The organism is Marinobacter sp. ANT_B65 (assembly GCF_002407605.1).
Taxonomy (GTDB): Bacteria; Pseudomonadota; Gammaproteobacteria; order Pseudomonadales; family Oleiphilaceae; genus Marinobacter.
The window spans coordinates 259,230-272,401 of the sequence record NZ_NXGV01000003.1 but is presented as its reverse complement, the minus strand read 5'-3'; the positions used below and the strand labels follow the sequence as shown (position 1 = coordinate 272,401).

The window sequence follows — 13,172 nt, the reverse complement described above, 5'->3', positions numbered from 1 at the left end:
CCGGGCTCGTGAAGGTTCAGCTAAGGGGAATCAGGCGCTGTTTTTGCGGGATTCCTTGATGATGTCGTAGGCGTGGGTTATTTCCTGAGTCCGTTCTTCTGCCATTTCGCGCATGCTTTCCGGAAGACCACGCCCTGCAAGTTTGTCGGGGTGGTTCTCGCTCATCAGCTTGCGATAGACTTTTTTAAGTTCAGCGTCACTGATTGACGGCGAGACTCCCAGAACCTTATAGGCGTCGTCGTTCTGTTGGGCCGTAGACCGCTGGCCTCCGGCCTGGCCAGTATGCGCGCCGCGCAACATGGCTTCCAGTTGATCAACCTGGCTTTCAGGCAGGCCCAGACCGCGGGCAATGCGAACCAGCATCTCGTGCTCTGCCGGGTGTACAACGCCATCTGCTGCAACCGCTGAAACCTGCACCTGAAGGAACATCTGCAGGAAAGCCGGCTGGCCTCCACTGATGCGCATGAAGTGTTCCAGCTCTGCATCCAGATCGAAGCCTTCGGCTTTACCCCGGCTGAACGCTGCTTTGGCGGTTGTAATCTGGGCTTCGTTCAGGCGAAAACGCATGAACATGGTTTCAGCCATCTGTATTTCATCTTTCGATACAACGCCATCTGCTTTGCAAAGGGCGCCCATAACCGCGAATACAGATTCAACAAAGCCGGATTGAATATTCTGAAGTTTGCCAATCAATCGGCTTTTAGCGCGGTTAAGCAGAAATGCACCCAGAGCTGCCCCCACCAGTAAACCGGGGAACTTGCCAAAGGTGTAACCAATCAGACCACCAATGATCATTGCAAACAGCATTAAAACGTCCTTACTGGATAATGGATAAGACCACAGAATATACGTGTTTTTCAGCGGTTCTTCATGAACAGGCTTTCATTCATGCTACATGTTTTACTTTTCCCATGTGAAAGGGCTTGTTTTTCGTGTTAAAAATGCTCTCTGTAAAGTCCATTTAAAAGGCAGTTGATGACACCTGATCTGTTTGCCGATCAGCCGGTGGAAGCGTCTACAGAGGCTCTTTCCGAAGGCGCAATTGTACTCCGGCAGTTCGCATCTGCTATCGGGGAGGACCTGCTGCTGGAGGTGAAGGGGGTAACGGCGGTCGCTCCGCTGAGGCACATGAAAACACCCGGCGGGCACAGCATGTCCGTTGCCATGAGTTGTTGTGGAAGCCTGGGGTGGGTTACTGATGCGAGAGGGTATCGCTATCAGGCTGAAGATCCTGATTCCGGCGTCCCCTGGCCAGAGATGCCGGCCGCTTTCACCGATTTGGCCTGGCGGGCTGCAAATGCGGCGGGATATACGGGGTTTACTCCGGATGCCTGTCTTATTAACTGTTATGAGCCGGGTGCAAAAATGGGGCTGCATCAGGATAAAAACGAACAAGACCTTTCGCAGCCTATAGTATCTGTTTCTCTCGGGTTGCCTCAGGTATTTCAGTTTGGCGGGCTCACTCGCAGTGAACGACCATCGAATATCCCGCTGAGCCACGGCGATGTGGTGGTCTGGGGCGGGCCCTCAAGGTTGCGCTACCACGGAGTGCTTGCCCTTAAAGCGGGAGCCCACCTGCTGACTGGTGCCTGCCGTTACAACCTGACATTCCGTTGTGCGCGTTAGCCATTCAGAGATCACTGAAGCCACGCCACAAGAAGTCCCGCACCCAGTGAAAGCAGCATGGGGCCCGCCACATAGAGTCCCGTTTGCCGGTTGCCAATCACCCAGGCCATGCCTGACTTGACCAGATTGTTGGTGGTCGCGGCAATAACAATGCCCATAACCGCCGTATCCATCGCAAGGCTGGTGTTGGACATGCGGCCCAGGGAAAGAGTAATCGCATCCACATCAGCAATGCCAGAGGTGGCTGCCAGCACGTACACGCCAGTGTTGCCCAGCCAGTTCTCAAGAAAATCGCCAAGAAGCAGGATAACGGTCAGGAGTATGCCGAAAACCAGAGCGGATTTCAGGTCGAGTGGGTTCTGACCGAGCGTCGGCTGGCTGACCTGGTTTGCACCAGAGTTCCGTTGCCAAATAACAATGGCCGGCACATAAAGGAGGATGGACATCACCACTACTGGCCATACGAGGCTTGGAAGCAGGTCACGGTTGATTACGAAGCAGTACACCAGTATGCGAGGGAACATGGTGCCGCAGGCAATCAGAATGCCGGTTGCAAATTGCGCGTTCAACGCTGGGTACAGCTTGGCCTGGCGGGCAAAATGCAGGGTCAATGCGGTGGAGGAGCTCAGGCCACCAAACAGGCCGGTAAAGAGAATGCCCTTGCGGGTGCCGGCAACCCGCATTGCGAAATAGCCGATGAACGACAGAGATGCGATCATCACCACCATCCACCAGATTTCACGAGGGTTTAATACTCCCCCGGGGCCCATTGCTTCATTGGGTAGCAACGGCAACATCACCACAGATATAAGAAGCAGTTTGAGTGCTGCGTCCAGTTCATGGGCTTTGAGTTTGTTGACCCAGCTGTGAATCTCTTCTTTATTGTCGAGAATAAGGGCGGTGATCACAGCGGCTGCCGTTGCCATCACAGGATCCACCGCCACAGCAATGGCACCGAAGCAGAAGGTCAGTGTCATGCCGACCATGCCGGTAATGCTGAAGTTGCGGATATGATCGAGTCGTTCACTGTACGCCACGATTGCCATGGCAACGACGCTCAACAGTAGAACCGGGAAGGCCCAGGGGGTGATCTCCTGGGCCAGTACCGCTGAAATGCCACCCAGAAGACCGGTGAGTGAAAACGTGCGGATACCGGCTATGCGTTCCCCGGATTTCTGTTCACGGGCGTCCCAACCTCGTTCAAGCCCTATAATTGCGCCAAGAAGGAGCGCCACAAATAAATGCAGTATGGTCTGGTTTGCGGTCAGGAACTGGGATGCGACATCATCCATAAACAGGCGAAACTCCGTTTAACCTCAGGCTAGGCCTTAATAATACCAGCCTGCAACGCTCAGGGGACAGGCGCTCTTACGCATGTACCCGCAGTTTGATAGAATTTGCGCCCTTTCTTCTGCCGGTATTTCCTTAATTCATGCACCGGCAAAGCCCTAATTTTTAAACCGCACAGACACCTGGACACCCGAACTATGGTAAACACCCTGAAAGCCAACTGGTTTTCCAACACCAAGGGCGACTTGCTCGCCGGAATTGTGGTTGCCCTGGCCCTGATTCCGGAAGCGATTGCTTTCTCGATCATCGCCGGTGTAGACCCCAAAGTGGGGCTTTATGCCTCGTTTTGTATCGCAGTGATTATCGCCTTTGTGGGTGGTCGCCCGGGTATGATCTCTGCAGCAACCGGTGCTATGGCGCTGCTTATGGTCACGTTGGTGAAAGAGCACGGCCTGGAATATCTTATGGCTGCTACTCTGTTAACTGGTGTGATCCAGATCCTGGCTGGCTGGCTGAAGCTGGGCAGTCTCATGCGATTTGTGTCACGCTCAGTCGTTACCGGCTTTGTGAATGCCCTCGCCATTCTGATTTTTATGGCGCAGTTACCTGAGCTGACCAACGTAACCTGGCACGTATATGCCATGACCGCCGCCGGGCTGGGAATCATCTACCTGTTCCCTTATGTGCCGGTGCTGGGCAAGGTGCTGCCTTCTCCTCTGATCTGTATCGTGGCCCTGACGATTGTCGCTGTGCTGTTCAATATCGATGTACGCACCGTAGGCGATATGGGTGAATTGCCTGACACTCTGCCGATCTTTCTCTGGCCGGATGTACCGCTGAACCTCGAAACCCTGATGATCATCCTGCCGTATTCCATTCCGCTGGCGGTAGTCGGTTTGCTGGAATCCATGATGACGGCCACTATTGTGGATGAGCTGACCGATACAGAAAGTGACCGCAACCGTGAATGTCGCGGGCAGGGCATCGCCAACATAGGGTCTGGCCTGTTTGGTGGTATGGCTGGCTGCGCGATGATTGGCCAGTCTGTTATCAATATCAAATCAGGGGGGCGGACCCGGCTCTCCACTCTCACCGCCGGTGTTTTCCTGATGGTGATGATCGTGATTCTGGACGATATTCTGGTGCAGATCCCCATGGCCGCCCTGGTAGCTGTGATGATTATGGTGTCTATTGGCACCTTCTCCTGGGAATCCATTCGCAACCTGAAAACCCATCCGCTTTCGACCAACATTGTCATGCTGGTAACCGTGTGTGTGGTTGTTGCAACCCACAATCTCGCATTGGGCGTTTTTGCCGGGGTGCTGCTTGCATCACTGTTCTTTGCCAACAAGATCGGGCACTTTATGGAAGTGCAGACAACGCTGGATGAATCATCGGGTACGCGTACCTACAAGGTAATGGGGCAGGTTTTCTTCAGCTCCTCGGAAAAATTCATTGCCGCGTTTGATTTTCGTGAAGTGGTCGATAAAGTGATCATAGATGTCAGCCGTGCCCATTTCTGGGACATTACCTCAGTGGGCGCACTGGACAAGGTGGTTATCAAATTCCGTCGTGACGGAGCGGAAGTGGAAGTGATTGGCATGAACGAAGCCAGCGCCACCATCGTTGACCGTTTTGGTGTGCACGACAAGCCGGAAGGCATTGATCAGCTGATGGGCCATTAATATGCAGGATTCGACAAGCAATCTCCAAACCGGTACTCCCCAGGATACACTGCAGGTTTTAGCCTGCATTGACGGTTCACGAGCCGCGCCAGCGGTTTGTGATTACGCGGCCTGGGCCAGTAAGCATATGGACTCACCGCTGACCCTGCTGCATGTGCTGGATAAAGAGCGTTATCCGTCAGAGCCGGACCTGGCAGGGAACATTGGCCTGGGCAGCCGGGAGCAGCTTCTGGACGAGCTGGCACAACTGGACCGTAAGCGGGCCAAGCTGGCTCTGGAACACGGTAACCACATGCTGGAGGAGGCTGCCAGCAGGTTGCAGGAGGCTGGCGTAAGCAATATCAAAAAGCGCCAGCGCCATGGTGATCTGACGGAATCTCTGTTGGGAATGCAGGGGGAGATTCGACTGCTGGTGATGGGGCTGCACGGCGAAAGCAGTTCCGACGGTGAGCACCACATTGGCAGCCAGCTTGAAACGGTTATTCGCAGTATGAGTCGTCCGATTCTGCTGGTGCCGAATGAATTCTCCACGCCCAAAAGCGCCATGCTGGCGTTTGATGGCAGCGCAACTGCGTTTCGCGGAGTTGAACACCTGGCTGCCAGCCCGGTTCTCAAAGGCATGCCATTGCATCTGGTGATGGTAGGTGCTGAAACGCCGGAGGCCATGAGCCAACTGCACAAGGCCAGGGAGATGCTGGCGCCCTTACAATCGGACATCACCCTGAGCATCCGTAGCGGTGAGGTAGAGCCGGTGTTGCACAGTTATCAGGAAGAATTTGGTATCGATATTCTGGTGATGGGCGCTTACGGGCATTCGAAAATACGCCGTTTTCTGCTGGGCAGTACGACTACCAGCATGCTGACAACGGCAAAAAAACCCCTGGTAATTCTGCGTTAGATAGCAACGCGCCACCGGGCTACAAAAAAGGCGAAGCCGTATAAGGGTTTCGCCTTTTTTTGTGGCCTGAAAAAGCAGTTACAGGCCCAGTTTTTCTGCTACGTAGTCGGCGTCCTTGTCTCCCCGCCCTGAGAGGTTGACCAGGATTGACTGATCTGATGACATTTCTGGCGCTTCGCGTATCGCCCAGGCAACGGCGTGGGCACTTTCCAGGGCAGGGATAATCCCTTCCACACGTGACAGCATCATAAACGCATCCAGGCACTCGGTGTCATTGGCGCAGGCGTATTCCACTCGCCCCAGATCCTTGAGATAGCCGTGCTGCGGACCGCTGCCGGGGTAGTCCAGCCCGGATGCAATGGAGTGCACCGGCAGTGGATTACCTTCACTGTCTTCAAGCACATAGCAGGCCATACCGTGTAACTGACCGGGCTTGCCCAATGTCATGGTTGCAGCGTGGCGTTCTGTATCCAGACCTTCTCCGGCCGGTTCAACTCCCACCAGTTTGACACTCTCATCATTCAGGAAGGCTGTGAAAATGCCCATGGCATTGGAGCCACCGCCTACGCAGGCAGCTATGTAATCCGGCAGTTTCTTGTAACGTTCCAGAAACTGCGCCCGGGCTTCACGCCCCACAACCGACTGAAAGTCACGAACCATTCCTGGGAAGGGATGCGGTCCAACAACCGAGCCAATAGCGTAAATAAAATGTTTCGGGTCTTTCAGGTACTCCTCAAAGGCACTGTCGACCGCGTCCTTGAGTGTTGCTGTACCGCGTGAAACCGGAATTAATGTGGCGCCCAGGATTTTCATCTTGGTTACGTTCGGGTGCTCTTTGGCGATATCCACAGTTCCCATGTGGATCTCGCAGGGGATGCCGACGAGGGCACAGGCCGTTGCCAGAGCGACTCCGTGCTGGCCTGCTCCTGTTTCGGCGATCACTTTGGTTTTACCCATGAACTTCGCCAGCAGGGCTTCACCCAGACAGTGATTGATCTTGTGTGCACCGGTATGATTCAGGTCTTCCCGCTTCAGGTAGATGCGCGCTCCGCCGAGCTTCTCAGACAAACGACGCGCATAAAAAATCGGGCTGGGCCGGCCTACATAATCCGCCAGCAGGTAAGCCAGTTCGTCCTGAAAATCCTTGCGTTGACGGATCTCCTGATAGGCAGCGCTGATTTCATCCATTACCTGCTTCAGTTCCGGCGGTACGAACTGCCCGCCGAATTTACCAAAAAAACCGTTTTCGTCAGGCAGGTTGTCATAAGGGGAAGGTGTGGTCATAAGGCGGTGTCTCGTCTTGAAATTATGATCGCAATGATAGCGCCCTGTACTGGGCTGCTCAACGGCAACAGAAGTTCGGTAAGGACATGCTGTTCTTAAGTCAGGCAGCCTGCCCGGCCGCCACTCCTGACGCCCATGCCCACTGGAAGTTGTGGCCGCCCAGGTGGCCGGTTACGTCTACAACCTCTCCGATGAAGTACAGGTTTGGATGGTCCAGTGCTGCCATGGTTTTCGATGAAAGCTGGCGGGTATCTACGCCGCCCAGCGTAACCTCGGCGGTGCGATAACCTTCGGTTCCCGCCGGTTTGACCGTCCACTGGCTCAGTATGCATGCAACCTGCTCAAGATCACTGTTCCGGTAGCCCTGAAGAGGGCCTTGCCAGTGGTAAAGCTCGCTGAATGCCTGCGCAAAGCGTTTGGGCAGATGCTGAGTGAGATACTGGGCAAGGGTTGATTGCGGCTTCTGTTTGCGCAAGGCGGTCAGGTCTTCGCGGACGTTGCGTTCCGGGAGCAGGTTGATGGTGAGCGGGTCACCGGGCTGCCAGAAGCTGGATATCTGCAGCATGGACGGCCCACTCAGGCCTCGGTGTGTGACCAGCATGGGTTCACGGAAATGGTGGTTATTGCAGGCCGCATCTACCGGGCAGCTTACACCAGCGAGAGGGGCCAGTTGCTGTTTCAGTTCGGGGTGCAGCGTGAATGGAACCAGTCCGGCCCGGGTGGGCAGAACCGTGAGGCCGAACTGGCGGGCAACCTCGTAACCGAACCCTGTGGCCCCCATGGTCGGGATGGATAGTCCCCCGCAGGCGATGACCAGGGATTCACAGGTCAGGGAACCTGAGCCAGTGTCCACATGGTAGTGCCCGGCCTTTTGGGTAATGCCCCTGATACTGGTTTTCATACGAATTTCAGCACCTGCCCAGTCGCATTCGGTCAGCAGCATGGTGAGGATGTCTTTTGCGCTGTCTTTGCAGAACAGCTGCCCGGCAGCCTTCTCTTCATGTTCTATACCGTGACGTTCAACAAGGTCCAGAAAATGCTGAGGGGTATAGCGTTTCAGGGCCGAGATGCAGAAGCGGGGGTTGTCCGACAGAAAATTCGCAGGCGAGCTGTTCAGGTTGGTGAAGTTGCAGCGCCCGCCGCCGGACATGAGAATCTTTTTCCCGGGCTTGTTGGCATGATCCAGTACCAGTACTTTGCGGCCGCGATAGCCGGCAGTGGCTGCGCACATCAGGCCTGCGGCACCGGCCCCGATAATGATCACATCGTATTGGTTGCTGGAACTTGCCGTCATTGCTGCCCGCCGGTTGGTTTCTTTGGCGGGCAGTATACCAGCCTCAGGGCATATGTACGGTGCCCTCCATATAGAAAGCTGCCTGTCCGGCGATGCCGACACGGTCGCCCTTCAACTCGCAGTGCAGCAGACCGCCCCGGGCGGAGACTTGCCGGGCCTCGAGCCGTGTCCTGCCGAGCCGTTTGGCCCAGTAAGGCACCAGAACACTGTGGGTTGAGCCAGTAACCGGGTCTTCATCAATGCCCGCGCCAGGGGCAAAGTAACGGCTCACAAAGTCCGCGGTTTCTCCGGGTGCTGTAATAATCAGCCCCTGATTCCCCAGTTGCATGAGTTTTCGCATGTCGGGCTGCGCTGCCAGCACGGCCGCCTCGCTTTCCAGAACAGCCATGTAATTGGTGTCTGCGGGTACGTAGAAGACCGTCCTGGGTGTGCTATCAAGGGCCTCGCTGATGATTTTCGGGGTCTCCTGTTCTTCGATCGGGAGGTTTGGGAAGTCCAGAACCAGCCAGTCGTCTGGGGTTCTGCCAACACCGAGAGGGCCGCTTTTCGAATGAAAACGAATCTGTTCTGCTGGCCAGTGCAGTTTGTGGAAAATTACCCAGGCGCTGGCCAGGGTTGCGTGCCCGCACAGTGGAACTTCAACGCCGGGGGTGAACCAGCGGATATGAAAGTCGTAGTTGCTGGTGTCGGATCCGCGCACAAAAAACGCAGTTTCTGACAAATTGTTCTCCGCCGCCAGTGCCTGCAATGTTTCATCCGGGAGCCATTCCTCCAGCGGCATTACAGCTGCAGGATTACCTTTGAATATCTCGCTTGTGAAGGCGTCTACCTGATAGATGGGGTAGCTCATGTTCTGTTCTCCGGGAGTAAGTGCCTGGCGTAGTGGTGAGCCTTGTAGCTGGCAAATTGTGCCAGTTCATGTTCACTGTAAAAGTGGAACTCAGGCAGCGGGCTCTTGTGGGTCACTACCCAGTGTTCCATGTCTGGCTGCTGTACAGAAAATCCGAGATCTTCGAGCCACTGACGTTTGGTGGTTAGGTCCTCTCCATACAGGGAGGCAGGCTTGTCCTGCAGGCCAAAAAGATTGTTCCGGGTTGCTGGCAGAGCATGACTGTTGGCGATTCCCATTGTGAAACTCCTTCTTCTGTTTGCGATGTTGTTATTCTCCTCCTGTGCTGACGGCCATAACAGATTCAGATATTCTGTTTTTGAACCGGTACAGAGTTATATTTCAGCTATCTGTATTGGTGGTATTTCCGGCATCTGTACTGTTCGTGTCAGGTGTCGGTCTGCTGCAATAGAGGCGGTGGCAATTCAACTGGTCAGAGATTTCATGGATTCGGTGAGGCAGACAGGATGGGTGTTCTATATAACCAGGTAGCAGACAGGCTTCAGGCACTTATCAAGGATGGCGTCTATCGGGAAGGAGATCGCCTGCCCGGTGTCAGGGTTTTGAGCAAACAGTTTGGTGTCAGCATATCAACAGTGTTGCAGGCGCATCAGACTCTTGAGGCCCGTGGTTACCTTCAGCCCCGGGAGCGCAGTGGTTATTTTGTGCGTTTGCCCGCCGTTGATGCCCCTGAGCCGGTAATGCAAAGGCACCGGAACCGCCCGGTTCCGGTCACGGCCCGTGAGATGACACTGGAATTGTGCGCTGATGCGCAAAAGCTCATGGTGCCTCTCGCGACCGCCATTCCTCACGCGGATTACCTGCCGTTGCGGCAGATCCAGCAAAGTACGCTTTGGGCAGCGAGGCGTGGACTTGAGACTCTGGACTATGCCTTTCCCGGCAAGGAGTCGTTCCGAAGGCAGATTGCCCAGCGCATGGCTGCTGTGGGCGTTCAGGTTACTCTGGATGATGTACTCGTTACCAACGGTGCCCAGGAGGCTATTATTCTGGGTTTGCGTGCGGTTACCCAGCCCGGGGATATAGTGGCAGTTGAGTCGCCGTCATTTCCGGGCATCCTTCAGGCTCTGGAAGTAGTCGGGCTGCGGGCGTTGGAAATCCCGACTCATCCCTCTGATGGTCTCAGCCTTGAAGGCCTGGAGCTCGCCCTGGAGCAGTGGCCTCTGAAAGCCTGCGTGGTGGTGACGAACCACAGCAATCCTATGGGTGCACGGATGCCGGATGAGCGGAAAAAGCAGCTGGTGTCGATGCTTGCCGCCGCCGGGGTTCCGCTGATTGAGGACGATATATACGGTGATCTTTACCACACTGGGGAAAGGCCGCGACCCGCTAAGGCCTTTGATCGCGCGGACAATGTGATCTACTGCAGTTCGTTTTCAAAAACCATTTCCCCGGGGCTGAGACTGGGCTGGATGCTACCCGGGCGGTATATGGCCAGTGCCAGACAGCAAAAGTATTTTTCCAACCTGGCTACCTCTTCCATTCCCCAGCTGGCGGTCGCGCATTTTCTTGAACAGGGCGGCTATGACCGGTATTTGCGGTCTGCACGGGAGCACTACCGGGAGGCGACAGAGCGTATGAGGGCGGCTGTAGCGCGGTCATTTCCTGTGGGTACGGCGGTGAGCCGGCCCCAGGGCGGCTTTGTGCTCTGGGTGCAACTTCCTGAGGGAGTCTCCGGAACCCGGGTCTATCATCGCGCCCGGGCGGAAAATATCAACGTGGCGCCGGGCCTGATGTTCTCGATTTCAGACAAGTTTGAGTCCTGCCTTCGTCTGAATGGTGGCAACCCCTGGACCGAACGAATTGATCAGGCCATTGCCAGGCTTGGTGCACTGGCACATGAGGAGCTGGGCCAAGGCGGCTGAAGAAACGGGGCGGAGGCTGATCAGGATTCAGAGCGAAGATGCAATGGATCAATCAGCCCGGCGGTGATTGCAATACCTGTAAGGTCAGGCAACCGCTCCGCACCCAGACGCTTCATTACCCTGGCTCTGTACAGGTCGATGGTCTTGACGCTGACCCCCAGTTGATCGGCAATTTCCCGGCTGGTGTAGCCTTGCGCCATAGGCAGAAAAACATCCCGCTCCCGGCGCGTAAGCGTGGTGATCAGCTCCCCTGTCTGCTCGTCGCCCAGTTGCAGTTCGCTGGACTGCTGATGGGCCGCCAACGCTTGCTGGACGCTGTCCAGAAGCAGTTGCTCGTTAAAGGGCTTTTCAATGAAATCAAAGGCGCCGGATTTAAAAGCACGTACTACTATCGGAACATCTGCGTGGCCAGACACAAAAATAATTGGCAGCTCAATTGCCCGTTTCTGAAGTTCTTCCTGCACGTTAAGCCCGCCAACACCAGGCATCCGGATATCGAGAATTACACAGCCCCCCCGGTTATCCTCAAGAGCATCAAGAAACTTGCGGCCATCGCTGTACGCCTGCACTTTCAAGCCGACCGACTCCAGCAGCCACTGGGTTGATTCCAGCATGCCGGCGTCGTCATCAACAACATAAACAGTGGTCGTATCCGGGCCGGTGTTGTTACTCATAGGGGGAAATCTCCGTGCTTGTTATACGTTTGTTTGCCGGTTTTTTCGGGAACCGGCATATTAACCTGAGGCCTCCTGCCGGGTCAGGCTGTGCATCCAGAAAACCGCCGAAACCTTCAATAATGGACCTGCTCATGGAGAGCCCCAGCCCAAGTCCATGGGGTTTGCTGGTATAAAACGGCTGGAACATCTGCCGGATGCCCTGCTCGTCAAGGCCGGGGCCTTCATCCGTAACTTCAATCAGCGTTTCGGTCTCGTGATTTATGGCGGTTGAAAGTATCAGGCGGGTTCGTGCGCCGCATGCCTGAGTAGGGCGCGCCTCCACGTTTGCTTCGATACCATTGCGGATCAGATTGATCAGTACCTGTTCCAGCAACACCGGATCTGCGGTTATGGTCGGGTCACAGGCTGCGGGTGAGCAGATGATGTCCACATCGTTTTTTTCGGCGTCCCATTGGCATAGTCGGGCGACATTGGTGAGGGTCTGGTTAAGTGAAACTGTTTCAGTGCGCTTCCGGCCTTTGCGGAGAAATCCGCGCAACCGCTTGATGACTTCGGACGCGCGATTGGCATGATGGATGGTTTTTTTAAGGCCATCGCTGACCCGTTCAAGATGCTCAGGATTTGTAGCGGCACTTTGCAGGTACCGCTGGCTTGCGCTGGCGAAGTTCACGATCGTCGCCAGTGGCTGATTCATTTCGTGGGCGATGCTTGAGGCCAGCTCGCCAAGAGCTGCCAGCCGTGCTGTACGGGCAAGTTCATCGGCCAGCTTGCGGCTGTTTTCCTCCGATTCCACCCTCGCCGTGATGTCCCTCGATACGCTGACTACTTCAACAACCGCACCTGTATAGGTTTCCCGTATGGCACGGCTTGCTATCTCAAACCAGCGTTTGCTGCCGTCACGGTGAGTTATGCCCAGAGTCATGGTGGCGTAGCCGTCGTCTCTCAGGTGGATGTGGCTTTCTCTCAGCTGCCGGGTAGTGCTGTCGCTATGAAAAATCTCCTCCAGCGGTTTGCCCCTCAGCTCTTCTGGCCAGTAACCAAGCAGGCGCCATGAAGCCGGGGTTGCATCGATAAAGCGTCCGTCCGGAGTGTGACGTGAAATAAGGTCTGTGGTGTTTTCTGTGATTAATCGATAAAGGCGGTTCGATCGAATGGCCTGTTCGTGAGTCCGGACATCTTCAGTAGCATCTCTGCCGCGAGCCAGTACTTCGCCGGTTTCCGGGCAGGGAATAAACGTCCACATAAGTATGGTGTTATTGATCCTCGCTTCCACGTGTTCGATGGCCCTGGACTGCTCCAGAGCAGCCTTAACCAGCGACGGCGCGTTTGGCGGGAGCAAATCCAGCGGTCCGGACAGGCTGTTCGCCAGGCGTAACTCTTCGGCGGCCAGGTTGCCGCGCAAAAAACCTGCGTCGCCATCCAGTATCAGGCCAGGTTGCGGATCTACGTTCGACAAGCTAAAACCCATAGTAGGGACAGGACCGGTTGTGTGAAACTGGATATAGTAAATACACTATAATACGTTGGTGTAATTTCTATAAATTCTTCTGTTCATTAGCATTATCTGCCAGATAAAAGTATAGCGGCTCAAGCGATTTTTCTGAATACGCTACAAAAACAACAGGCTCACTAAAGAGAGTACTACT

Annotated in this window: 12 protein-coding genes; 4 read left to right on the top strand and 8 right to left on the bottom strand. The window is 55.2% G+C overall.

What is annotated here, in order from left to right:
- Window positions 1-30: 30 nt before the first annotated feature.
- Window positions 31-807, bottom strand: coding sequence for a co-chaperone DjlA (gene djlA, locus CPA50_RS14340; RefSeq protein WP_096783219.1), 777 nt, complete (start codon window positions 805-807; stop codon window positions 31-33).
- Between the two features lie 168 nt (window positions 808-975).
- On the opposite strand from djlA, the gene alkB reads away from it, so the two are divergent.
- Window positions 976-1,626, top strand: a complete 651-nt coding sequence (gene alkB, locus CPA50_RS14335) for a DNA oxidative demethylase AlkB (RefSeq protein ID WP_096783218.1) — start codon at window positions 976-978, stop codon at window positions 1,624-1,626.
- An 11-nt stretch (window positions 1,627-1,637) separates the two neighbouring features.
- Here the strand turns inward: alkB and CPA50_RS14330 are convergent, their stop codons facing one another.
- The gene (locus tag CPA50_RS14330) at window positions 1,638-2,918 is read right to left on the bottom strand and encodes an MgtC/SapB family protein (protein ID WP_096783217.1); all 1,281 of its coding nucleotides are present in this window, start codon (window positions 2,916-2,918) and stop codon (window positions 1,638-1,640) included.
- Window positions 2,919-3,113: 195 nt separating this feature from the next.
- Here CPA50_RS14330 and CPA50_RS14325 point away from each other — a divergent pair, with 195 nt between their 5' ends.
- Together CPA50_RS14325 and CPA50_RS14320 are read left to right on the top strand one after the other, a co-directional pair.
- Window positions 3,114-4,601, top strand: a complete 1,488-nt coding sequence (locus tag CPA50_RS14325; RefSeq protein ID WP_096783216.1) for a SulP family inorganic anion transporter — start codon at window positions 3,114-3,116, stop codon at window positions 4,599-4,601.
- A 1-nt stretch (window position 4,602) separates the two neighbouring features.
- Window positions 4,603-5,499 carry a universal stress protein gene (locus CPA50_RS14320; protein ID WP_096783215.1) on the top strand — a complete coding sequence of 299 codons (897 nt, stop codon included), beginning with the start codon at window positions 4,603-4,605 and terminating at the stop codon, window positions 5,497-5,499.
- Between the two features lie 78 nt (window positions 5,500-5,577).
- On the opposite strand, the gene trpB is transcribed toward CPA50_RS14320, so the two are convergent.
- The 4 genes from trpB to CPA50_RS14300 form a co-directional block, all read right to left on the bottom strand.
- On the bottom strand, window positions 5,578-6,783 hold the full coding sequence (trpB, locus tag CPA50_RS14315) for a tryptophan synthase subunit beta (RefSeq protein ID WP_096783214.1): 1,206 nt from the start codon (window positions 6,781-6,783) through the stop codon (window positions 5,578-5,580).
- Window positions 6,784-6,883: 100 nt separating this feature from the next.
- Complete coding sequence (locus CPA50_RS14310; protein ID WP_096783213.1) at window positions 6,884-8,077, bottom strand: NAD(P)/FAD-dependent oxidoreductase; 1,194 nt, start codon at window positions 8,075-8,077, stop codon at window positions 6,884-6,886.
- Window positions 8,078-8,120: 43 nt separating this feature from the next.
- Window positions 8,121-8,927 carry a PhzF family phenazine biosynthesis protein gene (locus CPA50_RS14305; protein WP_096783212.1) on the bottom strand — a complete coding sequence of 269 codons (807 nt, stop codon included), beginning with the start codon at window positions 8,925-8,927 and terminating at the stop codon, window positions 8,121-8,123.
- Window positions 8,924-9,205, bottom strand: coding sequence for a hypothetical protein (locus CPA50_RS14300; protein ID WP_096783211.1), 282 nt, complete (start codon window positions 9,203-9,205; stop codon window positions 8,924-8,926). The genes CPA50_RS14305 and CPA50_RS14300 overlap by 4 nt, the downstream gene beginning before the upstream one ends.
- Before the next feature lie 228 nt (window positions 9,206-9,433).
- On the opposite strand from CPA50_RS14300, the gene CPA50_RS14295 reads away from it, so the two are divergent.
- The gene (locus CPA50_RS14295; RefSeq protein ID WP_096783210.1) at window positions 9,434-10,849 is read left to right on the top strand and encodes a PLP-dependent aminotransferase family protein; all 1,416 of its coding nucleotides are present in this window, start codon (window positions 9,434-9,436) and stop codon (window positions 10,847-10,849) included.
- 20 nt (window positions 10,850-10,869) lie between these two features.
- Here the strand turns inward: CPA50_RS14295 and CPA50_RS14290 are convergent, their stop codons facing one another.
- Both CPA50_RS14290 and CPA50_RS14285 read right to left on the bottom strand, forming a co-directional pair.
- On the bottom strand, window positions 10,870-11,523 hold the full coding sequence (locus tag CPA50_RS14290; protein ID WP_096783209.1) for a response regulator transcription factor: 654 nt from the start codon (window positions 11,521-11,523) through the stop codon (window positions 10,870-10,872).
- A complete protein-coding gene (locus tag CPA50_RS14285) occupies window positions 11,516-12,994 on the bottom strand; it encodes a PAS domain S-box protein (RefSeq protein ID WP_096783208.1) in 1,479 nt (492 codons plus the stop codon). The genes CPA50_RS14290 and CPA50_RS14285 overlap by 8 nt, the downstream gene beginning before the upstream one ends.
- Between the last annotated feature and the right edge of the window lie 178 nt (window positions 12,995-13,172).